This window comes from Streptomyces sp. NPDC005151 (genome assembly GCF_053599875.1).
The window spans coordinates 21,254-44,213 of sequence record NZ_JBSFYR010000030.1 but is presented as its reverse complement, the minus strand read 5'-3'; the positions used below and the strand labels follow the sequence as shown (position 1 = coordinate 44,213).

Below are 22,960 nucleotides of genomic sequence, written 5' to 3'. Positions count from 1 at the left end.
GACGGGCTTGATGGCGCCGCGCGGGACTGATTGTGCACCCGCAGCGGGCACATCAAGCCTGTCCGGCGATTGAGGGCAAAATCAAGCCCGTCCGGCGATTGAGGACAGCGGGGTCACCGGGGGCGCCCCGGTGCTACGGGACCCGCAGCCACGTCCCCTTCGACGGTGTCCCCTTCGCATCGGCCACGAACAGCAGGTACCACCCCGACGGCACCAGCGCCCGATTCCCCGGCACCGTTACGGCGATACCCCCTGCCGTCCTCTTCAGCCCCAGCGCCACGGACCGCTGGTCCGTGTCCGTCACATGCGTCACCGCGCTCGGCCGCATCAGCTTCGCCGACGTGATCGTCGATCCCTGCCTTGTCGTGAACACCGCCGTACCGCCGCGTCGAATGCTCTTCGGCCCGGCCGTCAGCTCCGGCCGTGAGCCGCGGTACAGGTAGGGCGGCGTGTAGATCTCGATGCGCTGCTCGAAGACGCCCGGGCGGGTGTTCGCCTTGTCGGCGTACAGCGAGTCCGAGCCGAAGATCATGACGCGCCCGTCGGGCAGCAGCAGCGACCCCGAGTGATAGTTCCGTCCGACCTCCGGATCCGCCACCCTCCGGTACGTGTCCGTCTTCGCGTCGTACAGCCGCGCCTGCAGGACGTTCGAGCCGCTGCGCCCGCGGTAGTCGCTCGACCCGCCGGTGACGAGCACCGAGTCGTCGGGCAGCAGCGACGCGCTCGGATAGCGCGTGCCCTCGGTGAGCGACGCGCCGTCCCTGAATCTCGGCTCGGCGGCCTTCAGGTCCACGAGCCGGGACTTCTCGCTGGACCTGTCCGACTCACCCACCCCGCCCCCGCCGATGACCATGAACTTCTCGCCCTGGGCGGGTGGCAGCCGTACCGTCGCCGATGTCTCCATCTCCCGGGCGTCGCTCAGCCCGGGGATCTCCTCGAACGTATTCGCCGCAAGGTCCCAGACGCCCGGCGCGCGGCCGACGTCCGCCGGACCGTACCCGGCGTTCGAGCCGGAGTAGAAGAGCCTGCCGTCGTTCAGCAGGAAGACCGCCGGATAGGTGGGGAACTTCCGGACGATGCCGGTGTACGCCCACTTCTTCGTCCGAGGGTCGTAGATCTCGTCCTTGCCGGGCACGATCTGCCCGATCTCGTCGAGTCCGGACAGGGCGAGGACCCTGCCGTCCTTCAGCGTGGTCAGCGTCGGGTACCAGCGCGCCTCGTTCATCGGATCGACGGTGATGTACTTCTCCGCCACCGGGTCGAACTCGAACGCCTCCCGGATGCCCTGGAAGTCCTTCTTGTCGAGGGCGAGCTTCTGGGCGATCCCGTACACGTTCCGTGTGTCGGAGCCGGAGAGCCCGGAGATCCGGTAGTTGTCCTGGGTGCCCGTCTCGTACTTCGTACCGGACTTCTGGGCCTCGACGTAGATCCGGCCGAGCCCGGGGTCGTTGCGCAGGAACGCGCCGGTCTTCCTGTCGAAGACCTTGGTGGCCTTCTCGACCAGCACCGGGTCCTTGGAGACGAACGTCCTGCCGTTCTCCTTGCCGGTGAACCGGGTGCCCGCGGGCAGGGTGACCGGCTTGTCCGGGTCCTCGTTGTGGACGATCATCAGGCCGCCCGCCTTGGTGACATCGCCCGTCAGCTTCTCGTACCGCTTCGTGCCGCCGGCTATCAGCAGCCGGCCGTCCGGCAGCTGGGTGTGACCGGAGCAGAACATGTCCTTGGGCGTGGGTATGTTCGTGAACGTGCCGGTCCCCGGGTCCCACAGCACGGACCGGAAGCTCTTCGCGTCGAAGTTCTTCTGGTTGTTGCCGGAGCCCGCGACGAGCAGCACCTTGCCGGTGTGCAGCAGCGCGGCATGGATCGTATTGATCCGGAACTCGGACGGGACGTCGAGGAAGTCCCAGTGGCCGTTGGCGGCCTTGTACTCCGGCTTGTTGATCTTGTACTCGTGGTAGCGCTCGCTGCTGACGCGGTACAGCCACGGCCCGTTCGCCCCCGCGAGCGCCAGTACCACCGCCGTACTGATCGCCATGCGGCGGGTGCGGCGGCCAGGACGGTACGTCATTGGTTACGTCCCCCCAGGGAGATCTGCACGGTCTGGCCGTCGGACACCCAGTGCGGTTTTTCCTGCGGGGCATGCGCCGGCTGCGGAGCCGGTGCGCCGTCCTGCGGGGGTGGTCCGCCGCGCCGCTGTTTCTTCTCCGCGTGGACGGTGTACCGCCAGCCGAAGATCGGCGCCGCCGTGATCAGCAGCGCCAGCGCGGCCCAGGTGAGCATCGCGGGATGGCTGTGGCCGAGGACGAAGGAGGCGGCGATCGAACCGCCGAAGACCACCATGAAGAAGAGATGGATACGGAACGTGCCGAACAACGTGTCGGGGCTGGACGAGTCGCCCTTGGGCGTCACCACGAACGAGCTCTTGCGGCGCAGCACGGCATCCATCAGGGATCGCGCGTAGACCGGGGCGGAGAGTGCGGACATCATCATCCCCGCCAGACCGCCGGAGCCCTCCGGCTCGTGCGGCGACACATTGTGCCGCCGGTTCCAGATGTACAGACCGATCTGGAGCGCCGAGGCGTTGCCGTACAGCATCATCCAGACGACCGGGTCGATCTGCACGCCCGAGGCGCCCATGCCCAGGAACAGCGTGCAACTGAGCGCCGCCAGAATCCAGTTCAGGGCGGACATCGGATAGAAGATGATCATCATCGTGTAGTTGAAAAGCTTGCCGAAGGGGAGTGTCCCGATCCCTCTCCAGTACTGCTTGAGGATCGTCTCGTACGTCCCCCGTGACCAGCGCAGCTGCTGGGTGAAGAAGTCCGTCCACGCGGTCGGGCCCTCGCCGACGGCCAGCACGTCCGGGGTGTAGACCGAGCGCCACTTCCGGCCGGTGTGCGGGTTGCGCGCGCGGTGCATCTCGAAGCCGGTCGCCATGTCCTCGGTGATCGAGTCGTACAGACCGCCGATCTGTTTGAGGGCGGAGATCCGCACGGCGTTGCTGGTCCCGACGAACATCGGGGCGCCGTAGCGGTTGCCCGCGCGCTGGATCAGCGCGTGGAAGAGGAACTGCTGGGACTCGGCGGCCTTCGTGACGAACGTGTCGTAGTTGCCGTAGACCTGCGGGCCGATGACGAAGCCGATGTCCGGGTCGCGGAAGTAGCCGAGCATCCGCTCCAGGTAGTTGGGCAGTGGTACGTGATCGGTGTCGACCGAGGCGAAGAAGTCGTACGCGCCGCCGTGCGCGTCGAGCCAGGCGTTGTAGTTGCCGTGCTTGGTCTTCGCGCGGTGCGCGCCCTTGGCCTGGTTCCAGTGCGCGACGCCCTTGCGGGAGAAGTGGTGCACCCCGAGCCGGGCGCAGACCTCCTTGACGGCCGGGTCGTCGCCCTCGTCGAGCAGCCAGACGTGCATCAGCCCGCGGTGCCTGATGCGGACCGCCGCTTCGAGGGTCTTCGTCACCATCTCCAGGGGCTCCTTGCCCGGGACGAAGGAGGTGAGGAAGGCGACCCGGGTGCCGGGCTCCGGCACGACCGGGACCGGGTCACGCGCGACCAGCGTCGCATGCGCGTTCGACAGGACGTTCATGGTGCGGAAGAGCTCGATCAGACCGATCGAGACGAGCATGACGATGTCGAGGATCAGCAGCGTGTCGTTCTTGAGGTTCGGATCGCGCTGGGTCCAGTGTTCGGGCTGCAGCAGCCATGCGAACAGGCCGAGCGAGACGAGCGGTGCGGCGCCGAGCAGGAGCGCCGCGCGGAGTCTGTGCGGTTCCTGCGAGAGCAGCGAGCGGTACTGCACGGAGTACGGTCTGCTCGGATCGGGCTGGGTCAGTGGCCCGGCGAGTCGGCTGTAGTGCTCGTAGTCGTAGCGGGGCAGCGCCTTCTTCGGGTGGCGCCGGCCCCCGGTCCGGGGCTGCGGGTGTATCCGCAGCTGCGTGGTCCGGGAAGGGTCGTTGTTCTGCCGGGCGCCTGTCGGCGTCGACGTCATGGGTCCTCCCCCTGCGCGCATGCTGGCTGCGCGGTCGGTCGGTCGTCTCGTCCGCCGCGTATCCCCCTCGATCGCGGCGGACGACCTCTCTGCCGGGCGCCTTCCCCTCACGGGAAGGCGTCCTTCCGGTCGCCCGGTGCCCCTTCGGCATCCGTCCATGAGCGGGACCCCCATCCCGCGGTACACGCAAACCGGAACTTCCCCCCGTTGCTGCCCCCAACTGCGGGCGTCATCGACTCGATTGCGGCTGATGACCCCATGACAGGTTGTATGACCCAGGTCGTGATCGCAAGGGTGAAACGGGCTGTTTACCGGTCGTATGCGCGATTTGGGTGACTCTTGTGGAGGGGGCGCATAGAGGTGTACGAGGGGAGCTTTTCGGCCCCCGGGAGACGGCTCGGGGGCCGTCCGTCGGCCACGGGCGGGGTGATGGCATACGAACAAGGCCCCCTCACGTGAAGTGAGGGGGCCTTGACTCTGTGTGCGCCGCCAGGGACTCGAACCCCGGACCCGCTGATTAAGAGTCAGCTGCTCTAACCAACTGAGCTAGCGGCGCCTGCTGACCTGAAGAACTCTACCCGATGCAGGGGAGTGCTCCTGACCATTTCCCGCCTATTACGGCCTGTCGGATGGTCGTTTTTTCTGCTTTGTCCGTCAAAATGCAATATCTCGGGAGAGTTAGACACTGACGCCCGTACAGATGCGCCTAAAGATCTTGACGAGTGCGGAGGGGATTCGCATGACTGCGCCGGCCTTCGAGGAGTACGTACCCGCCATCGACTGCACCTGTGCGGGGTGCGCCGCGCAACGGCGCGCCGCCGCCCGTGCCCTGCCCACGCGGTACGGAGGACACCCGGCCGCGCATGGTGCGCGGCGCGTGCTGGTGCTGGCCACGGCGGCCGGCGTGGTGCTGAGCGCCGGCGCGGCCGAAGCGGTGAGCGCGGTGGCCGGGCTCGCGCCCGGGACCGGCTCGACGGATGGGACGACGGATCCGGGCGATGTGGGCGATCCGGGTCCGGCCGATCCGGATGTGGGTAATCCGCAGGGCATGCCCGGTCCGCTGAGGACCGGTGCCGCCCAGGCGGTGAGCGCGGTGACCGGGCCTGCGCCCGGGTCCGCCCGGACGGACGAGACGACGGGTCCGGGCCCGGGTCCGGCCGATGCAGATGTGGGCAATCCGCAGGGTATGCCCGGTCCGCTGAGCGGTGCCGGGACCCCGGGACCGCCGTCGTCCAGCGGTTCGAAACCGGCACTGAGCAAGGTGACCCGGGCGGACATCGTCAACCGGGCCAAGAAGTGGGTGAGCGCGAAGGTCCCGTACAGCATGGCGAAATACTGGTCCGACGGGTATCGGCAGGACTGCTCCGGCTATGTGTCGATGGCCTGGAAACTGAAGCGCAACGAGTGGACCGGCAGCCTCGCCGTGTACGGGACCCGGATCGCGCGCGTGGAGCTGCAGCCCGGCGACATGCTGCTCTTCCACAACCCGGCCAACCCCTCGAAGGGCTCGCACGTCACGATCTTCGGAGGCTGGACCGACTACACGCACACCCATTACACGGCTTACGAACAGACTCCTGCGCACACACGCAAGCAGACGACGCCCATGGCCTACTGGACCAATTCGGGCAAATACATTCCGTACCGCTACAAGGGCCTGACCACCGGAACCAACAAGGACGGCAGCGGAGCCGGAGCGGGAGGCAGCGGGTCGGCGGCGTTCCCGGGCACCAGGACATTCGGTCCGGGCGTCAGCAACACGTACGTCACCCAGCTCGGGCGGACGCTCGTGGACCGCGGCGGAAGGCGCTTCTACAAGGTCGGACCGGGGCCGGGCTGGGGCGGCGCCGACCGGCGTGCGACCCAGGCGTTCCAGAGGGCGCAGGGCTGGAAGGGCAAGGAGGCCGACGGCATCCCCGGCCCGCACACCTGGCGCCTGCTGATGAACGGGACCGGCCGCGACATTCCGGTGAGCGGAAGCGGAAGCACGGGCGGCGGCAGCCGGGGGAGCGGTTCGCATGCGGCCCCAGCCTTCCCGGGCCGGGGCCATTTCCGGCCGGGTCGGTCCAACAGCCATGTCGACAGGCTCGGCAGGCAGTTGGTGAAGAAGGGATACGGCAAGTACTACACGTCGGGCCCCGGACCCCGGTGGACCGAGGCGGACCGGCGCAACGTCGAAGCCTTCCAGCGGGCCCAGGGCTGGCGGGGCACCGAGGCCGACGGTTACCCCGGCCCGGAGACCTGGCGGCGACTCAGCGCGTGAGAACACGGACATGACGGAGGCGGGAATGCGATCCACGGTGTCGGGCAGCTCCGGAGTCCCGGAGCACGGGAAGGAACGGGAGCCGATGAGCGGCGAAATGGGCGACACGGAGGGTGCCGGAGGCACCGGGGCCGGCTCGGATACGGGTGCGGATGTCTGGCCGGGCGCGGGTCCGGCATCGGTTCCGGGTGTGGATGCCGGGGGTGGCTCCGGGGCGGGGATGGAGGCGCGGGCCGGCTCGGATACGGGTGCGGATGTCTGGCCGGGCGCGGGTCCGGCATCGGTTCCGGGCATGGAGGCTGGGGGTGGCTCCGGGGTGGGGATGGAGGCGCGGGCCGGTTGGGATACGGGTGCGGATGTCTGGCCGGGCGCGGGTCCGGCATCGGTTCCGGGTGTGGATGCCGGGGGTGGCTCCGGGGCGGGGACGGAGGCGGAGGCCGGCTCGGATGCTGCCCTCGACCTCGTGCTCGACCTGGTCCCGGGTGACGCGACGGACCCCGCCTTCGGTGCGGCCTCGGTGACGGTTCCGGCCGCGGCTTCCGCGCCGGCCCTCGACCCGGACTCGGGCCCGCTGGCCCGCCCGCTCCTGGACGCTTTGTCCGACACCACGCCGCCGGTTCGGACCGAACCCGGCCCCGACGCGCCGCACGGCACACCGCCCCCCACGGAGCCGGGGCCTGCCTCGGCCGCCGAAGCCGTCCCCGTACCGGAGTCCGGATCGCCCCCTGTACCGGTGTCGGAACCCGACGACGCCGTGACCGGGCGGCGGCGCGTCGTCATCACCAAGGAGCACGCCGCCTCCATCCCCGTACACCTCCTCTTCCCTGGCGCGTCCAAGCACCCCGACGCCGCCGCTCTCCCCTCCGATTTCGCCCGGGGGGCCGCCGCCGGCGAGCAGGTGGCGGGCTTGCGGCGGGCGCCCGTGGCGCACGGGGCGCAGGTGCAGGCGCCCACCAGGCCCGCGCCGGTCGGCGATCCGCGGCTGACCGAGAAGCCGTGGACCGCGCTGCCCGGGTGGGCGGGGGTGCTCGCCGGGCTGGCCGGGATCGCCGGCGGTGGGGCGGTGCTGTGGTGGGTCGGCGCGCTGCCCGCCGGGGTGCTCGCCCGGCTCGGGATCGGCTCGCGTCCGTACGACGGCATCGGCATCGGGGCATGGGCGGCGCTCGCCGCCCTGGTGACCGTCGTGTTCTTCGCGCTCGGCGGTCTGACTCGCGGCCGCGTCGGGCACGCATGGGTGATGACGCTCTTCGGTGACTACCGGGGGAGCGTGCGGCGGACGGGGCTCGTCTGGGTCAGCCCGCTGCTGCTGCGTCGCCGGGTCGACGTGCGGCTCCGGCACTGGCGCAGCGAACCGCTGCCCGCGGTGGATGCGAACGGTACGGCGCTGCGCGTCGTCGTCCTCGTCGTGTGGCGGATCAAGGACACCGTGCGGGCGATGCTCGGGGTGGCGGACCACGAGACGTATCTGCGCGAGCAGGTGGAGGCGGCGATGGCGCGGGTCTTCTCGCAGCTCCCCGCCGACGCGTTCCACGAGGACGCCCACACGCTGCGCAACGCGGAGGCGGTCGGTGACGCGCTGACCGGGATTCTGAAGGCGGAGTGCGAGCCGGTGGGCATCGAGGTGTACTCCGCGCAGCCGACCGGCATCGAGTACGCACCGGAGCTCGCCGCCGCGATGCATCGTCTCCGGATCGCCGCCATTGACGCCCAACACCGCGACAGTGTGCTGACTTCGGTGGTCGACGCGGTGGACGACACGGTCAGCCGGCTGACCGCGCGCGGCCTGATGGAGCTCGACGATTATGAACGGAAGGCGCTGGTCAAGGACTTGACGGTGGCCTTCTACACCGGACGCAGCGGTGCGGGCGGGGCCTGACGGCGCGTCCGCGGTGGCGCTCCGCCGCGAGGGCTTCCGGAGCGCCGACCCGGTCTGGTGGAACGGGGCCGGCGGACCCTACGAAAGGCTGCGGGGCGCGGAGCCGGCCGCCCTGCTCGGCGAGTACGAGGCGCACGGGCGCGCCCACCTGGTGTCGTCCGGCGATGGAGGACAACACGGTTGACGGTTGTCCGGTACGCCTCTGTGACACGCGTGTGTGGAGCGGCGGACGGCGAAAAGCGCCCAGGGCGGTCCACGTGTGTACGCGAACCGCCCTGGGCGTTGTCTGTGCGCCGCCAGGGACTCGAACCCCGGACCCGCTGATTAAGAGTCAGCTGCTCTAACCAACTGAGCTAGCGGCGCCTGCTGACACGAAAATAATACCTGGTCCTCAGGCGTGCTGATGACACGTGCCGACCGAGGCCCTAGAGGGCCAGTGACAGCAGGACCGGAGCCGCCCGCCGGTTCAGCGTGTCCGCCGCCGAGCGCAGCCGGTGCGCGTGCTCGACCGGCAGCGACAGCGCCAGGCAGCCGGCCGAGGAGCCCGCCGTGAGCGGCACGGCCGCGCAGACGGTGCCCATCGCGTACTCCTGGAGGTCGAGCACCGGGACCGTCGCCGGCTGGCTGTCCAGCTTGGAGAAGAGGACCTTCTCGCTCGTGATGGTCCGCGAGGTGAGCCGGGCGATCTTGTGGCGCGAGAGATGGTCGCGGCGGCCGTTCTGGTCGAGCTGGGTCAGCAGGCACTTGCCGAACGCGCTGGCGTGCGCGGCGGACCGGAAGTCCACCCACTCGTTGACCGCGGGGGTGCGCGGACCGTCGGCGTACTGCGTGACCCGGATCTCGCCGTCGACGTACCGGCTTATGTACACCGCGGCGCCGACCGAATCGCGCAGCTGGTCCAGGATCTGCTGGAGCTTGTTCTCCAGTGTCTGCCTGCGGGCGGCCCCGGAGCCGAGCAGCAGGAGTGAGGCGCCGACCACATAGGCGCCGTCGGACACCTGCTCGACGTAACCCTCGCGGCGCAGAGTCAGCAGCAGTGAGGCGAGATGCCCCACCGGCAGTCCCGTCTCCCGGGAGATCTGGGTGTCCGTCACGCCGGTGCCGTGCTTGGAGACCGTTTCGAGAACACGAAGGGCGTACTGCACCGAGTGGAACGGTGCGGTCGGGTCGGGCTTCAACGCCACGGTTTCCCCCTACCAGGTTGTGACCGCAAGCTTTGGCACCACGATAGCTGCCAAGAGGCTTTTGGTGGGGGCCTGTTGATGAGTTCTCGGTGTGCCCCGGCGCTGTCAGCTGGGGCGCACTCGTTTGGCATATGCCAGAGTCAATGACGATCGACGGACGGCGAGGTCACGGCACCGCGTCGAGGAACTCGCGCGTACGTTCGTGTTCGGGAGCGGAGAAGATTTTTTTCCGGCGGACCGGCCTCCACCACCCGCCCTACGTCGAACATCAGCACCTTCTCCGAGACGTCGTGTCAACGCCGTTCGGGGCGCCGGGGACATCCGATGAGGGAACGTATCCGCGCCGCTTGTCGACCACGTTCGGCAACGGCTCCCCGGCCGCCCACCGTTCGTACATCTCCACGAACTGCTCGCCCAGCCGGTCCCGCCAGCCCACGGTGTCGCCGCTCATGTGCGGCGAGACGATCAGCCCCGGTACGTCCCACAGTCCACTGCCCGGAGCGAGCGGCTCGTGCTGGAAGACGTCGAGCGCTGCGCCCGCGATCCACCGTCGGCGCAGCGCGTCGGCGAGATCGTCCTCGACGACCATCGGACCTCGCCCCACATTGATGAAGCGGGCCGAAGGCTGCATCAGCCCGAAGAACCGAGCGTCGAACATCCCGCGCGTCCGTTCCGTCAGGGGCGCCGCGCAGATCACCCAGTCGGCGAGCGCCGCCAGCCGGTCCAGATCCTCGGCGCCATGGATGGTGCGCCGCGCCGTACGCCCCACGAGCGCCACCTGGACGCCCAGTGCGTTGAGCAGCCGGGTGATCTCCCGGCCGATCGGCCCGGCCCCGACGACGACCGCGCGGCCGCCCGCGAGCTGCTGCGACTCGCGGTGGTGCCAGCGCCGCCGGCGCTGCAGCTCCAGCGTGCCGGGGACGTCCTTGGCGAACGCGAGCACCAGGCCCAGCACGTATTCGGCGATCGGCTGCTCGAAGATGCCCCGCGCATTGGTCAGCACGGTGTCGGACCCGGCCAGCTCCGGGCAGAGCAGCCGGTCCACTCCCGCGCTGGCCGTGTGCACCCACCGGGGCCGCGGTCCGTCGCCGGGCCAGGCGGCGCGTACCGCGTCGGAGGTGAAGTCCCACACCAGCAGGGCGTCGGCGTGCGGCAGCTCCCCCGCGAGGCCGGCCTCGTCCACGTAGCGGATCCGGACCCGGCCGGTCAGCCGGCCGAGGCGCGGCGACGGGGCGGCGTCGAGTACGAGGAGGGTGGGCTCTGACATCAGGGAGTGATCGCCTCGTCAACGTCTGAGATGTACGGATTGACCACGCTCGCACCCGGGCCCGCGCCCGTCAACGCCAAGGTCGGCAGGGGTGCGGGCGCCGGAGGAATACTGGGCAGTGGGGAGGGCAGCGGCAGTACAGCGGTCCAGCAGTGCAGGAGGGTGAATATGACGACCGTCGGTTTCCTCTACCCGGGCCATTTCGCGGACGACGACTTCCCGCGCATGGAGGTCATCCTCGACACCACCATCAGGCTCGTCGTCAACCGCACGGAGCCGGGCGAGGACGATCGCCGCACCGAGATCCTGCGGCAGCGGGGCGCACCCGAGCGCCTCGCCGCCGGGGTCGAGGAGCTGCGGCGCGCCGGTGCCGAGTCGGTGGTCTGGGCCAGCACCGGCGGGAGTCTCGTGTACGGGTGGGAGGGCGCCCGTCAGCAGAGCGCCGCTCTGGCCAGGGCGGCGGGGCTGCCCGCATCGAGTACGTCGCTCGCCTTCGTCCACGCGGTACGGGCGCTGGGGGCCGTGCGTGTCGCGGTCGCCGCTCCGTACACCGAGGAGATCGCCGGGCTCTTCGGCGACTTCCTGGCCGCCGCGGGCGTCGAGGTGGTCGCCGTGCGCGGCGGTGGCGTCACCTCCGCGGCCGCGGCCGCGGGGTGGGGGCTGGACCGGCTGAAGGAGCTCGCGGTTGCCGCGGACCGGCCGGACGCGGAGGCGGTACTGCTGCCGGACAACGCCGTGCACACCGCCGCGCACGTCCGTGACCTGGAGGAAGTCCTCGCCAAACCGGTTCTCACCGCGAACCAGGTGGCGGTGCACGAGGCTCTGCGGCTGGCCCGTCGCCGCACCTGGGCGCCCCAGCTCGGGACGCTGTTCGCCACCCGGGAGGCGCCGCCCGCACCGGTCGGGAAGTGACCGGCCGGGAATAAACGGAGACAACCTCCTGTTAGGTTTCCCCGGACGCACGAGCATCACCGGAGAGGCCTTCACGTGGACAAGAACCGAGGCGACGAGAACCGAGGCGACGAGAGTCGCGGCGACGAGAGTCGCGGCGACGGCATTCGGGGCAGGGCTGAGGGAACGGCCTCCGTGCCGCTGTCGGTGCTCGACCTGGTGACCGTCGGCCAGGGCCGCACCGCGACCCAGGCGCTGCGCACCAGCGTGGACATCGCCCAGCTCGCCGAGCGCCGCGGCTACCACCGCCTCTGGGTCGCCGAACACCACTCCATGCCCGGCGTCGCATCGTCGTCCCCGGCCGTGATCCTGGCCCACCTCGCCGCCCGCACCGAGCGGATCCGGCTCGGCTCCGGCGGGGTCATGCTGCCCAACCACGCCCCGCTGGTCATCGCCGAACAGTTCGGCACGCTGGAGGCCATGGCCCCCGGCCGCATCGACCTCGGCCTCGGGCGCGCCCCCGGGACGGACGGTGCGACCGCCGCCGCGCTGCGGCGCACGGACCGGCTGGGCGAGGGCGCCGATGACTTCCCGCAGCAGCTCGCCGAGCTGACCCGGTTCCTGGACGACGACTTCCCGGACGGCCATCCGTACGCCCGGATCCATGCGGTTCCGGGCCCGGTGCAGGGTCCCGCGGGCCGCCCGCCGATCTGGCTGCTCGGCTCCTCCGGCTTCAGCGCCCGGCTGGCCGGGGTCCTGGGTCTGCCGTTCGCCTTCGCCCACCACTTCTCGGCGCAGAACACGATTCCGGCGCTCGACCTGTACCGGGACTCGTTCAAGCCGTCCGCGGTGCTGGACGCCCCGTACGCCCTGATCGGCGTCTCGGCGCTGGCAGCCGACGAGGAGCGCGAGGCCCGCCGCCAGGTCCTGACCGGCGCCCTGTCGATGGTCCGCCTGCGCACCGGCCGCCCCGGTCTGATCCCGACGCCGGAGGAGGCGGAGGCCTATGCCTTCAGTCCGATGGAGCGGGAGTTCGCCGACAGCTGGCTCGGCAATGTCATCCACGGGACGGCGGACGAGGTGCGCAGCGGTCTGGACGACCTGGCCAAGCGGACCGGGGCGGACGAGCTGATGATCACGGCGAATGCGCATGGCGGGGAGGCGCGGCTGCGCAGCTACGACCTGATCGCGGATGCGTACCGGTTGCGTGGCTGAGGTCTGTGCGGGCCGGTCGGTGCTGACCGTTCTGCCCTTTTAGAGGAGCTCGGCTCCGTGTTCCGGGGGCGGCTCTCTCAGAGCCCCAGGGGGCTCGTCCCGATGAGTTCTGCGATGCGCTCCGGGGCCACCGCCCGGGAGTAGAGCCAGCCCTGCCCCGTGTCGCAGCCGATCCGCCGCAGCCGTTCCGCCTGGCTCGCGGTCTCCACGCACTCCGCGGTGACGGTCAGCCCCAGCCGGTGCGCCAGCTGCACCATCGCCTCGACGATCGTCTCGTCGGCCGGGCTGGGGTGCGCCCCGTCCTCGTACCGGAAGCCGCGTACGAACGAGCCGTCCAGCTTCAGTACGGAGACCGGCAGCCGGCTCAGATAGGCGAGGTTCGAGTAGCCGGTCCCGAAGTCGTCGATGGCGATCCGGACGCCCATGTCGCTGAGCGTCTGGAGCGCCTCCAGCGGGCGGCCCGCCGAGCCCATCACCGCTGACTCGGTCAGTTCCAGCTGCAGCAGTCCGGGGGCCAGGCCGGTCTCGGCGAGGATCTCGGCGACATCGGTGACCAGGTCGGAGTCCCAGACCTGCCGTACGGCGACATTGACGCTGATGAAGAGCGGCGGCTCGGCCGGATGGTCCAGCTGCCAGCGCCGGGCCTGACGGCAGGCCGACCGGAGCACCCAGCGGCCGAGCTGGACGATCGAGCCGTCCTCCTCGGCGATCGCGACGAACCGATTCGGTGAGAGCATGCCGAACTGCGGGTGGTTCCAGCGGACCAGAGCCTCCACCCCGCGTACGACTCCGTCGGCCATCCCGACAAGCGGCTGGTACTCGATGGTGAACTCGCCGCGCTCGACGGCGGGCCGGAGCGTGGAGGAGAGCGCCTGCCGTGTCATCCGGTGCGCGTTGCGCTCGGGGTCGAAGAGCGTCCAGCGTGCCTTGCCGTCCGCCTTCGCCCAGTACAGCGTGGTGTCGGCGGCCTGCATCAGACCGGTGGCCGAGGTCCCGGCGACGCCCCGCTCCACCACCCCGATCGACGCTGACACGGTCAGCCGTGTCCCGGCCAGGTCGAACGGCTTCTGGAGGGCGGCGAGCACCGCGCGGGCGAGATCGGTGAGTTGCTGCGTCCCGGCGGACTCCTCGACCAGGATCGCGAACTCGTCGCCGCCGAGGCGCGCCACGAGTGTGCCGCCGGTGCGGTGCAGGCTCTCCCGTTCGGCGCAGTCGGTGAGCCGGGCGGCGACGGCGGCGAGCAGCCGGTCGCCGATCCGGTGCCCCATCGTGTCGTTGACGGCCTTGAAGCCGTCCAGGTCGAGGTAGCAGAGCCCGATCCGGCTGTGCCGCGGGAGGCTGTCGTCCTGGTACGGCGGAGTCTCCAGGGCGGCGGAGAGCCGCTCGAAGAACAGTGTCCGGTTGGGCAGCCGGGTCACCGGGTCGTGCGTCTGGAGGTGGCGCAGCCGCTTCTGCAGCTCGTGGCGGTCGCTGATGTCGGCGACGGAGAGCAGCACGGGGGAGGCGCCCGGAGTGATCCCGGTTCCGGTCTGCGCGCCCGTTCCGGTCTGCGCGCCCGTTCCGGTCTGCGCGCCCGTTCCGGTCTGCGCGCCCGTTCCGGTCTCCGGCTCTGTCCCTGCGCCCGTCTTCGCGCCTGTTGCCCCGGTCTCCGGCATCGGCACGACGGTGATCTCGGCCCACATCGAGCGTCCGTCTGGGTGCTTGAGCCTGCGGGTGCAGCGGAACCGGGATCGCCGGCCGCGCAGCACCTCGCGGTACGCATGCCAGGTCCGGACGTCGGCGGAGAGGTCGAGCAGATCGGACGCGGACTGGGCGGTCAGCGCCGCGGCATCGGCGCCGAGCAGCCCGCCGAGAGCGTCGTTGGCACACAGGACCAGGCCCTCGTGGTCGACGACGGCCATCGGCAGCATGGCGCCCCGGAAGGCGGCCCGGTAATCGGCCGGGCGGGAGTCGACGGCTCCCGGGCCGACCGGTTCCATGTGACGCTCCGTGACGGATGGTCGCACGGTAGGGGGCGCTGTGCCTGCCGCGGGCCTCGGCCCTTCGGAGGTTCCGCTCACCGCTCGCTCCCGCCGTGCAGTTCTGTCCTGAACAGTTGTGGTCGGACTGGCCCGCCGCGCGGAGCGCCGTTGTCCGAGGCGGGAACCACGCAGGAAAGCGTGGTGAAGCATAGATGCTGTTGTCCGGCCCGTTCCAGCTTCCCGTCCGTTGCGACCCCGGGGAGCACCCCGCATGGGTCATTCGCGCGTCTTTCCGGTTTGCCCATGACTGATTATTTCTGCGCGGCTCTGATCCCTCACGTCGATCTTGGGTCTCCTTCACGTTGCCGCAGTGATCGTTTGTGACTGTCCGTGAAAGGGCTTCGAGAGGCTGACTGCTGACCCGAGTGGGGCAGCACAACAGGGCGAATGCCCCCGAACCGGCACAGGGTGGATTGCGTGTATCCGCATCCCGCACCCGGAGGTCGATGTGCCGCCTCAGCGCAGGCTCGGGGGACTGGAGAGACCGAGTCCGCGTGGTGTGGTGGCCGGTCTGATCTCTCTCCTGGCGCTTGCCTCCACCTCCCTCGTTGCGGGTCCGGCCGTGGCGGCCACGGGTGAAGCCGGCCCCTGCGCCCTGCCCAGGACGGGGGCGCACCACTCGCTCGGCCTGGACGAGTGGGACGGTGCATACCCGCGCCCCGACCACGCCCTCGACGCGGTCATGATCTTTCTCTCGTTCCCCGACGCCCGCCCCGTCACCACCCCCGGCGAGCTCGCCGCCGACTACTTCCCCGCCACCACGCAGTTCTTCCGGCGCGCCTCGTACGGGAAGTTCACCCTGCGCCCGCACCCGCAGCGCCAGTGGGTCCAGATGCCCCACAGCTCTACGTCGTACGGCATGAAGCGCGACTGGGACGACAAGCGGCGCAGCTCCTATCTGCGCGACGCGATCGACGCGGCCGACGACCAGGTCGACTTCTCGAAGTACGACATCGTCTATCTGGTCGCCGACCCGGACGCGCCCGGCGTCGACTCCGACGCCACCAAGGTCGTCAACTTCGACCAGCCGCTGCACGCCGACGGCGCGGACATCAGGCGCGTCGTCACCGTCTTCGAGCAGCATCCACCGGACCGGAACGTGCTGGCCCACGAGACCGGGCATGTCTTCGACCTGCCGGACCTCTATCACCGGCCGTCGGACGGCAAGGGCGACTGGGACACGTACGTCGGCGACTGGGACGTGATGGGCAGCCAGTTCGGTCTCTCGCCGGACCTGTTCGGCTGGCACAAGTGGAAGCTGGGCTGGCTGGACCGCAGGCAGGTGGCGTGTATCCAGCACAACCAGGACATCACCCTGGAGTCGATGGCCGCTGTGCCGGTGCCCGGTGCGTCCATCGGCACGCGGCTCGCGGTGATCAGGACCGGTGAGGGCAGTGCCGTGGCGCTGGAGGCCCGCAGTGCCACCGGCAACGACCGGGCGACGTGCAGCGAGGGGGTGCTGATCTACCGGGTCCGCAACGAGACACCGTCCGGCGGCGGGCCGATCCAGGTCATCGACACCCACCCCCATACCGACGCCTGCTGGGACCAGTCGGTCTACCCGCCGCTCGCGGACGCCCCGCTGCGGGTCGGCGAGACGTACTCCGTCCCCGGCGAGCACACCCGGATCGAGGTCGCGGACCGGACGCCGTCGGGTGCGTGGACAGTCCGTATCGCCACGGGCACGTAACGCTGCCGTGACGGTAAACGAAGAAGCCCCTCGCTTCCGCGAGGGGCTTCTTCCGTCTGTGCGCCGCCAGGGACTCGAACCCCGGACCCGCTGATTAAGAGTCAGCTGCTCTAACCAACTGAGCTAGCGGCGCCTGCTGACGTCGTAGACATTAGCACCCGGATCGGCGGGAGGAAAAATCGAAATCCGAGCCGACCCGGTGGGCGCGGAGCGGGTCACGCGCACACAGGCCCAGAGCAGTACGTCGGGGCCCGGCAACCAAGGGGTACGGGTGTCGGGGGCAACCACCCAGCGGGGCCCTGACGAGGAGAAGTCGCAGGCCAGGGGCGGGACGGTCACCGCGTCACCGGTGCCGTGGCAGAGCAGCGGCGGGACCCTGCCCTCGCGGTCCTCCCTCCCCCGGGGCGCCTCGGGGCCGTGCTCCGCCGCCTGCTCGTGGCTGGTGCCCCACTCCTCCCAGTCGAGCAGCGACGGCAGCCGCTGGGCGGTGCCGGGGGCGGCGAACAGCAGCATCCGCCCGCGGTGCGTGGCGACCGGGCCGGAACCCGGGCCGTCGGCCCACAGGTGCTCCAGCATCCGCCGCCCGAAGAGCGCCGGCACATTGACCACGTCGAACGCCGATCCGCACGGCAGCACGCCGGGGGAGCCGGGGTGGGCCTCCCACTGGGTGAGCGTAGAGCGCGGATACGCGGCGGCGCCGGCCAGCCAGGCCGCTCCGGCCGCGGTGACCTGAGCGGTCTGGTCACCGGCTCGGTCCCGCAGGACCGCGAAGACATCGGCACCGTGGCGGGCGCCGGTGCGGCGCCCGGCGCAGGTTCCGGTGCCGGGATGCAGGGTGGTCTCGTCTGGCAGCCATGCGCTCATGACTACCTGTTTACCGGTAGTGACACTGTGGATTGCAAGAGTTGTCGGAAACCCGGACAGGGTGGGGTGGGGAGGAGTATCTTGCGCGCGGGCATATGCCAGCGGCTGTGCCCGGAGTCAGATCCGGAGCGAGAGCCGGGGCCGGACCCGGAGTCCCCGCCGCCGGATCCGGAGTCGGACGCGGAGGGGGCCAGGGGCCGGACGCTCCGGCGTCACGGCCGCGCGCCGCCCAGCAGACTCCAGCCGAACTCGACCATCTTCTTCGCGTAGTCCTCGGTCCACTCCGCGCGCTGCGCGATGTCCGCCATGGTGAGCCGGTCGAACCGCTGCGGATCGGCCAGCTGGGCGGCGGCGACGGCCTGGAACTCGGTCGCCCGGTCGGTCGCGGCGCGGAAGGCCAGCGTCAGCTCGGTGGCGCGGGCCAGCAGCTCCTCCGGGTCGTCCATCGACTCCAGGTCGAAGAAGTGCTCGGGGTCGGCGACGGCCGCCGTCGGCTCGAAGAGCAGGGGCGCGGGGCGCAGCCGCTGCTGCTCCTTCCGCTCGGTTTGTGCCATGTGGTGTTCCTCCTTCGGTGGGCCCGACGGCCACCCTCCATTGTCCAACCGTCCGCAAGTGCGCTTCGAGGGCGGTGCGCGGGAGCGCACCGGATCACCGCCCGGCGCGGCGCACGCCCCCGACGGCCCATCGCCCGTGATCCGCCAGTGTTACGGGCGCCACGGGACGCGGTGTTCCGCGAGGTGGGCCAGGACCGCGTGGTTCGCCTCCCACCCGTCGGGAAACTTGACCGTGACGCCGAGCTGGACCGGTTCCGTCGACGGGTGCTCGTCCAGCAGGTCCGCGACGCCGGCGCGGCAGACCACGATGCAGGCGTGACGGTGGCGGGACGCCAGGACGCACAGCCGGCCCGTCTCCAGATGGAACGCCGTGGCGTCCGGGCGGCCGGACAGCGGGTGCAGGACCACCGTCACATCGAACTCGCGGCCCTGGAGCCGGTTCGCCGTGTCCACCGCCACGCCCGTCACACCGAGCTCGGCGAGCGCCGCCCGTACCGCCGCCGCCTGGTCCCGGTGGGCCGTGCCGACCGCGACCCGGTCCGCCGTCACCGGGGCCGGGTCGGGGGAGCGCTCGCTCGTCGCCGCGCCGCCCCGGTCCAGCAGCCGGCGGACCACCAGGGCCACCGCCCGTACCGCCTCCGGGTCCGTGCGCGGGGTGTGCCGGGCCGGGAGTTCGAGCAGGCCCCAGCCTGACTCCGCGGCCTCGTCCAGCACCCGGTCCGGGGCGGAGCCGTCCGACGGGACCCCGAACGCCAGCCGCCGGTCGCCGTGATCCGTACCGCTGCGGAACGGGGTGTACGGGTAGAACGCGTCCGAGACCAGCCGCGCGGCCGACGCGGGCAGCCGCCACGACACCGGCAGCCGGCGCTGCGGCAGCTCGGGGTTGTGCGCCAGCAGCGTCGAGACCGCGCTCGCCGACGGGTCGTACGACAGCCCCGCCCACTGGTCCGCGCCGACGATGGAGAACGGGTCCAGCTGGCCCGGATCGCCGACGAACAGCGCCCTTTCGAAGAGCCCCGCGACGGCCAGCAGCGCGTCCGAGCGCATCTGGTACGCCTCGTCGACGATCGCGTGCCCCCACGGCTCGACGTTCTTCACATGAGCCCACTTGGCGGCCGTCGAGATGACGACATCGAGTCCGGCCAGATCCCCGGCCTTCGCCGACTTCCGTACGTTGGCCAGGCCGTCCAGCACCTTGTCGTACGGGTCCGCGTCGTTGCTGTGCAAACGTCCGACCGGCAGCCCCGGGTCCTTCTCGGCCAGCCGCACCACCAGGTCGTCGACCTGGGCGTTGGTCTGCGCGACCACCATCAACGGGCGCCCTGCCGACGCGAGTTCGAGCGCGGCGCGCACCACCAGCGTCGACTTTCCCGCGCCCGGCGGGGAGTCCACCACGATGCCGCGGGCCGTTCCGTTCAGCGTGTCGTCCAGGATCTGGGCGGTGGCCCGCCCCGCCTCGGCGCCCGGATCGAATACGGCCGTCACAACAGGTCCTCCGGGGTCACGGGGTCAGGGTTCTCGGAAGGTCCGGCGGCGCCCGGCGGGCCGCCGTGCGTCCACGGCGTCTCCTCCGGGTCCGGCAGCTTCGGGCCGCTGCGCTGGTCGTGCTCGAACAGGGTCCAGACGATCCGGTCGCCCGGCTCCGGCAGCGAACCCGGGGCCGGTTCCTTGCTCCGGCCCATCCGGTCGGTGATCCGCAGCACCAGCAGCCGCTCCTCCGCGTCCGGGAGATCCTCGGAGGCGTACGCCACGAACTCGGCGGTCTGCGGCTTGCCGTCCAGCGTGCGGTACACCTTCGTGCGCTCACCGAGTTGGGGGTGTTCGCCCGTCCGGACCGTGACCAGCGGACGCGGCGAGGGCCGCTTCGACTCGCTGTACGCCATCACCACCTCGGCCACCTTCCCGACGAACGCCTCACCGGCCAGCCGGCGCCCCGCGAGCACCAGCGGGTCGTCCAGTGCCTCCTGCGCCTCCAACTGCGCCTGCGCCGTCTCCCGCGAGGCCAGCTTTGCCGCCGCCGTCACCGCGTCGTCCCGGCGCGGCTGCGGCGGCTCCCCGGCCCGCACCCGGTCCCGGTGGCCGGTGAACGACCACCGGTCCCGGGTCCACCGGTCCTCGGTCCTGGACCCGGCCGGCAGCTCCCGCATCAGGTCGAGCCCCCGCCACACCGCGTCCCAGGCCGGCCGCGCCACCCCGGCCAGCAGCGACCTGATCTCCCGCTCGGCGGCGGTCAGTCCGGCGAGCCGGGCGTCGGCCGCGAGGCCGTCCTCGGCCGCCGCGAGCGACGTGCGCGCCCGGTCGTACGTCTCGATCGCGGGCGCGAGCAGCCGGTTGTCGAACGCCGGGTCCGTCGCCGGACCGGCGGGCGGGCAGAGCAGCTGGCCACCGGCGTCCCGCTGCAGCTCGGCCCGGAGCGCGGCCTGCGCACCGGACTCGCCGACCGCAGGGTCGATCCAGGCGAGCAGCGCCCCCAGATGCTGGTCCTCCAGCGTGGACTGCCCGGTCGCCCAGTGCCGGTTCAGCAGATCGGTCATGGCGAGGAGCAGCGAGGAACCCGGCACCCGGGCCCGCTCCCCGTAATGCGTGAGCCAGCGGCCCAGCAGCGGGACCCGGGCCGGCGCCGGGTACGGGGTGTCCGGGTCGTCCTCGGCGGTGCGCCGGAACCGCATGGACCGGCCCAGCAGCCGTACGAAGTCGAGACCCGCCCGGCTCGGCACGATCAACTGCGGCGCGTCCGTGCACAACTCGACCTCGACCTTGACCTTCTTTCCGGTCTCGGGATCGGTCTGGTTGCGCTCGGCGGGCTCCACCACGTCCGTGTACGTCTCGATGTGCGGCAGGACCACCTCGGCCAGCTCGGCGAGGAAGGCGAACCGCAGATCGCGGTCGCGCGGCTGGGCCACGGCGAGCAGCCGGGGCGCGTCCCGGTCCGTTCCGACGAGGGCGCCGAGCGGGGCGCCCGTCTCACCGGCGGTGGTCAGCGGTACGAGAACGAGCGGCGCACCGGTGAGATGACGGTGCCGGACGGTGGCCATCGGCTGCGCCCGCCCGCTCTCCACGGCCTCCAGCCGCGCCAGGGTGCTGATCAGAGACATGCCGGGCCTTCCAGGGGCGCGCCCCGGTGCTCCAGCGCCTCCGCGCGCAGGGCCGCGGCGCGGCGCAGGGCGGCGACCGTGGGGTCGGCCGGATCGCCTTCCTTGCCCGCCGCCGCGGCCAGTACCGCGCCCACCGTCGTCAGACCGCCGAGCTCACCCCGTACGCTCCGCCCCAGTGCCTCCACCGCGCCGGCCGCCCGCGCCTTCGCCCGGCAGTGGAAGGCCAGTTCGCACGCGGCCAGGCACTCCGGTGCGTACGCCGCCGTGACCGCGTCGACCGCGGCCGTCAGATCCTGCGCGGAGCACTCCGGGTCGAAGGTGGTGCCTTCGGGCAGGGCGGCCGCGATGTCCTCGACCCGGGTCAGCCGGGTCAGCTGGCGGCGGGTGACCGCGCGCTGCTTGCGCACGTCGACGACCGACGCCGTCGGCAGATTGGAGAAGTCCTTCGGGCAGACCAGCAGCACCCGGTGGCCGACCTCCGCCCCCGCCGTTACCGCCGCGATGCGCTCCAGCGCCAGCACATACACCGCCGACTGCCGGGCTGCCGCGCCGACCTTCGCCGCGTCCGCCGAACTGTCGATCACGGGAAACGACTTGATCTCCACGACCGTCCACCGGCCGTCGGGGTGCACCACCACCGCGTCCGGCTCCAGATAGGCGGGCGAGCCCGCCACCTCCAGGGCCAGCATCGGGTGATCGAGCAGAGCCCAGCCACCCGCCTCGGTCGCCTCCCGCAGCGCCAGTGCCGTACGTGCCGCACGGCCCTCGGGACCCGCCGCCGCCAGATCCGGTACCCGGACCTCGCGCGGCGCCTCGCCGCCCCCGCCGAGCCGCTCGTACAGCAGGCGCATCAGCTCCGTGCCGCCGTCGGCCTTGACCCTCGCCTCGAACGCGTTGCCCCGCATGAAAGCGAACTGTGACTGACCGAACGCGGCGGGAGAGCCGAGCGCGGTCGCCAGTGCGGCCTTGTCCACCCCGGCGCCGTCCAGCAGGGCGCGCCGCTTGCAGCCGGGGTTGGCGGCGAGCGCGGCCAGCGCGCGGGCATCGAGCGGATGCGGCGCGACGGCGGGACCGCGCAGTTCAGCGAGCCGCTGCCGGAGTGTCGTCGCCTGCTGCGTCGGCCGATGCTGCGACATCGATGGAGTCTGCGGAGGAGGTCCGCTGGCCGGGAATTCGCTCACCCGCGGAAGTCTTGCATCCGGCACTGACAACAGGGGACTTCGTGACCGGGACGGCCGCAGCGTTGCGGGCCCCTACCGCTGCCCTGATCCGGTCGACGAGCCGCATCACCGGCGTGGTGAGCAGCGCCCCGACGCCCATCACCGCGGCGCCCGCGACCGCGTCGAGGAAGTAGTGGTTGGCCGTGCCCATCACGACGAACGTGGTGAGGAGCGGGTACACGACACCCGCGGCCCGGAGCAGCGGGTGCCTGCCGTGGCGCCACAGCAGGATCCCGCACCACAGCGCCCAGCCGACGTGCAGGCTCGGCATCGCCGCGTACTGGTTGGTCATCCAGCCCATGCCGCGCGGCGCACTCGCCTCGGCGCCCCACCAGCCGTACGAGCTGTACTGGGCCATGGTGTCGACGAAGCCGTGTGTGGCGTGGAGCAGCCGCGGCGGGCAGGTCGGCATCAGCGCGAAACCGATCAGACCGAGCAGCGTGGACGTCATCAGCCAGGTGCGGGCGGCGCGGTACGCGGCCGCGCGCCGCCGGTAGATCCAGACCAGGACGGCCGGGGTGACCACGTAATGCAGTGAGGCGTACACGAAGTCGGAGGGTATGCCTATCACCGGATGGGCCGTCATCAAGCGGTTGAGCGGGTGCTCGGCGTTGAGGAAGAGCATCTTCTCCAGATGAAGTATGCGCAGCCCGTGGTCGACGGCGGTCGACACATCGCTTCGGACCAGCAGCCGGCCGACCGAGTAGATCGCGTACACGATCGCGATCAGCGGCAGCTCGGCCCACCATCGAGGCCGGTGCCGCGACGCGGGCGCGGCGGTGGCAAGCGACATCCGGATGCTCTCCATCATGTGTTCATGCGTCCGACGGCAG

General features: G+C 71.2%; 17 protein-coding genes, 3 tRNA genes and 1 pseudogene. 6 read left to right on the top strand and 15 right to left on the bottom strand.

Annotated features, from left to right (window positions below; all coding sequences use genetic code 11):
- Nucleotides 1-133: 133 nt before the first annotated feature.
- The 3 genes from ACWD6R_RS18215 to ACWD6R_RS18205 all read right to left on the bottom strand — a co-directional run bounded on the left by ACWD6R_RS18215 (nt 134) and on the right by ACWD6R_RS18205 (nt 4,543).
- The gene (locus ACWD6R_RS18215) at nt 134-2,068 is read right to left on the bottom strand and encodes a galactose oxidase-like domain-containing protein (protein ID WP_451819592.1); all 1,935 of its coding nucleotides are present in this window, start codon (nt 2,066-2,068) and stop codon (nt 134-136) included.
- Nucleotides 2,065-3,987, bottom strand: a complete 1,923-nt coding sequence (locus tag ACWD6R_RS18210) for a glycosyltransferase family 2 protein (protein WP_451819591.1) — start codon at nt 3,985-3,987, stop codon at nt 2,065-2,067. Before ACWD6R_RS18210 ends, ACWD6R_RS18215 begins: the two co-directional genes overlap by 4 nt.
- Nucleotides 3,988-4,469: 482 nt before the next feature.
- Nucleotides 4,470-4,543: transfer RNA gene (locus ACWD6R_RS18205), tRNA-Lys, on the bottom strand.
- Nucleotides 4,544-4,726: 183 nt separating this feature from the next.
- Between ACWD6R_RS18205 and ACWD6R_RS18200 the strand changes: the two genes are divergently transcribed.
- Genes ACWD6R_RS18200 through ACWD6R_RS18190 form a run of 3 tightly spaced genes read left to right on the top strand, consistent with a single transcriptional unit; the run spans nt 4,727 to nt 8,310 of the window.
- A complete protein-coding gene (locus ACWD6R_RS18200) occupies nt 4,727-6,250 on the top strand; it encodes a peptidoglycan-binding protein (protein ID WP_451819590.1) in 1,524 nt (507 codons plus the stop codon).
- A 25-nt stretch (nt 6,251-6,275) separates the two neighbouring features.
- Nucleotides 6,276-8,126 carry an SPFH domain-containing protein gene (locus ACWD6R_RS18195; protein ID WP_451819589.1) on the top strand — a complete coding sequence of 617 codons (1,851 nt, stop codon included), beginning with the start codon at nt 6,276-6,278 and terminating at the stop codon, nt 8,124-8,126.
- The gene (locus ACWD6R_RS18190; protein WP_451819588.1) at nt 8,110-8,310 is read left to right on the top strand and encodes a hypothetical protein; all 201 of its coding nucleotides are present in this window, start codon (nt 8,110-8,112) and stop codon (nt 8,308-8,310) included. The genes ACWD6R_RS18195 and ACWD6R_RS18190 overlap by 17 nt, the downstream gene beginning before the upstream one ends.
- Nucleotides 8,311-8,415: 105 nt before the next feature.
- On the opposite strand, the gene ACWD6R_RS18185 is transcribed toward ACWD6R_RS18190, so the two are convergent.
- The 4 genes and pseudogenes from ACWD6R_RS18185 to ACWD6R_RS18170 form a co-directional block, all read right to left on the bottom strand.
- Nucleotides 8,416-8,489, bottom strand: a tRNA-Lys gene (locus ACWD6R_RS18185).
- Between the two features lie 62 nt (nt 8,490-8,551).
- Complete coding sequence (locus ACWD6R_RS18180; protein WP_451819587.1) at nt 8,552-9,310, bottom strand: IclR family transcriptional regulator; 759 nt, start codon at nt 9,308-9,310, stop codon at nt 8,552-8,554.
- A 166-nt stretch (nt 9,311-9,476) separates the two neighbouring features.
- Nucleotides 9,477-9,600 (bottom strand): annotated as a pseudogene (locus ACWD6R_RS18175) (L-cystine ABC transporter ATP-binding protein YecC); the annotation flags it as partial.
- Nucleotides 9,579-10,577, bottom strand: coding sequence for a D-2-hydroxyacid dehydrogenase (locus tag ACWD6R_RS18170; RefSeq protein WP_451819586.1), 999 nt, complete (start codon nt 10,575-10,577; stop codon nt 9,579-9,581). The gene ACWD6R_RS18170 and the pseudogene ACWD6R_RS18175, both read right to left, overlap by 22 nt.
- A 168-nt stretch (nt 10,578-10,745) precedes the next feature.
- Between ACWD6R_RS18170 and ACWD6R_RS18165 the strand changes: the two genes are divergently transcribed.
- On the top strand, nt 10,746-11,489 hold the full coding sequence (locus ACWD6R_RS18165; RefSeq protein WP_451819585.1) for a maleate cis-trans isomerase family protein: 744 nt from the start codon (nt 10,746-10,748) through the stop codon (nt 11,487-11,489).
- Nucleotides 11,490-11,564: 75 nt separating this feature from the next.
- Nucleotides 11,565-12,683, top strand: coding sequence for an LLM class flavin-dependent oxidoreductase (locus ACWD6R_RS18160; RefSeq protein ID WP_451819584.1), 1,119 nt, complete (start codon nt 11,565-11,567; stop codon nt 12,681-12,683).
- 77 nt (nt 12,684-12,760) lie between these two features.
- On the opposite strand, the gene ACWD6R_RS18155 is transcribed toward ACWD6R_RS18160, so the two are convergent.
- The gene (locus ACWD6R_RS18155) at nt 12,761-14,662 is read right to left on the bottom strand and encodes a putative bifunctional diguanylate cyclase/phosphodiesterase (RefSeq protein WP_451819583.1); all 1,902 of its coding nucleotides are present in this window, start codon (nt 14,660-14,662) and stop codon (nt 12,761-12,763) included.
- Between the two features lie 517 nt (nt 14,663-15,179).
- Here ACWD6R_RS18155 and ACWD6R_RS18150 point away from each other — a divergent pair.
- Nucleotides 15,180-16,394, top strand: a complete 1,215-nt coding sequence (locus tag ACWD6R_RS18150; RefSeq protein ID WP_451819628.1) for a M6 family metalloprotease domain-containing protein — start codon at nt 15,180-15,182, stop codon at nt 16,392-16,394.
- Nucleotides 16,395-16,453: 59 nt separating this feature from the next.
- Here the strand turns inward: ACWD6R_RS18150 and ACWD6R_RS18145 are convergent.
- From ACWD6R_RS18145 to ACWD6R_RS18115, 7 genes are all read right to left on the bottom strand, one after another.
- Nucleotides 16,454-16,527, bottom strand: a tRNA-Lys gene (locus tag ACWD6R_RS18145).
- The gene (locus ACWD6R_RS18140) at nt 16,518-17,258 is read right to left on the bottom strand and encodes a hypothetical protein (protein ID WP_451819582.1); all 741 of its coding nucleotides are present in this window, start codon (nt 17,256-17,258) and stop codon (nt 16,518-16,520) included. Before ACWD6R_RS18140 ends, ACWD6R_RS18145 begins: the two co-directional genes overlap by 10 nt.
- A gap of 212 nt (nt 17,259-17,470) precedes the next feature.
- A complete protein-coding gene (locus ACWD6R_RS18135) occupies nt 17,471-17,812 on the bottom strand; it encodes a hypothetical protein (protein WP_451819581.1) in 342 nt (113 codons plus the stop codon).
- A gap of 150 nt (nt 17,813-17,962) precedes the next feature.
- Nucleotides 17,963-19,297 carry an AAA domain-containing protein gene (locus ACWD6R_RS18130; RefSeq protein ID WP_451819580.1) on the bottom strand — a complete coding sequence of 445 codons (1,335 nt, stop codon included), beginning with the start codon at nt 19,295-19,297 and terminating at the stop codon, nt 17,963-17,965.
- The gene (locus ACWD6R_RS18125) at nt 19,294-20,907 is read right to left on the bottom strand and encodes a hypothetical protein (protein WP_451819579.1); all 1,614 of its coding nucleotides are present in this window, start codon (nt 20,905-20,907) and stop codon (nt 19,294-19,296) included. The genes ACWD6R_RS18130 and ACWD6R_RS18125 overlap by 4 nt, the downstream gene beginning before the upstream one ends.
- Nucleotides 20,898-22,088 carry a hypothetical protein gene (locus ACWD6R_RS18120; RefSeq protein ID WP_451819578.1) on the bottom strand — a complete coding sequence of 397 codons (1,191 nt, stop codon included), beginning with the start codon at nt 22,086-22,088 and terminating at the stop codon, nt 20,898-20,900. The genes ACWD6R_RS18125 and ACWD6R_RS18120 overlap by 10 nt, the downstream gene beginning before the upstream one ends.
- Nucleotides 21,988-22,920, bottom strand: coding sequence for a phosphatase PAP2 family protein (locus tag ACWD6R_RS18115; RefSeq protein WP_451819627.1), 933 nt, complete (start codon nt 22,918-22,920; stop codon nt 21,988-21,990). Before ACWD6R_RS18115 ends, ACWD6R_RS18120 begins: the two co-directional genes overlap by 101 nt.
- Between the last annotated feature and the right edge of the window lie 40 nt (nt 22,921-22,960).

Coding starts and splice junctions, on each gene's coding strand:
- ACWD6R_RS18155 (WP_451819583.1), bottom strand. CDS start 14,662: ATGGAACCGGTCGGCCCGGGAGCCGTCGACTCCCGCCCGGCCGATTAC.
- ACWD6R_RS18200 (WP_451819590.1), top strand. CDS start 4,727: ATGACTGCGCCGGCCTTCGAGGAGTACGTACCCGCCATCGACTGCACC.
- ACWD6R_RS18115 (WP_451819627.1), bottom strand. CDS start 22,920: ATGTCGCTTGCCACCGCCGCGCCCGCGTCGCGGCACCGGCCTCGATGG.
- ACWD6R_RS18135 (WP_451819581.1), bottom strand. CDS start 17,812: ATGGCACAAACCGAGCGGAAGGAGCAGCAGCGGCTGCGCCCCGCGCCC.
- ACWD6R_RS18210 (WP_451819591.1), bottom strand. CDS start 3,987: ATGACGTCGACGCCGACAGGCGCCCGGCAGAACAACGACCCTTCCCGG.
- ACWD6R_RS18170 (WP_451819586.1), bottom strand. CDS start 10,577: ATGTCAGAGCCCACCCTCCTCGTACTCGACGCCGCCCCGTCGCCGCGC.
- ACWD6R_RS18215 (WP_451819592.1), bottom strand. CDS start 2,068: ATGACGTACCGTCCTGGCCGCCGCACCCGCCGCATGGCGATCAGTACG.
- ACWD6R_RS18165 (WP_451819585.1), top strand. CDS start 10,746: ATGACGACCGTCGGTTTCCTCTACCCGGGCCATTTCGCGGACGACGAC.
- ACWD6R_RS18195 (WP_451819589.1), top strand. CDS start 6,276: ATGCGATCCACGGTGTCGGGCAGCTCCGGAGTCCCGGAGCACGGGAAG.
- ACWD6R_RS18140 (WP_451819582.1), bottom strand. CDS start 17,258: ATGAGCGCATGGCTGCCAGACGAGACCACCCTGCATCCCGGCACCGGA.
- ACWD6R_RS18125 (WP_451819579.1), bottom strand. CDS start 20,907: ATGTCTCTGATCAGCACCCTGGCGCGGCTGGAGGCCGTGGAGAGCGGG.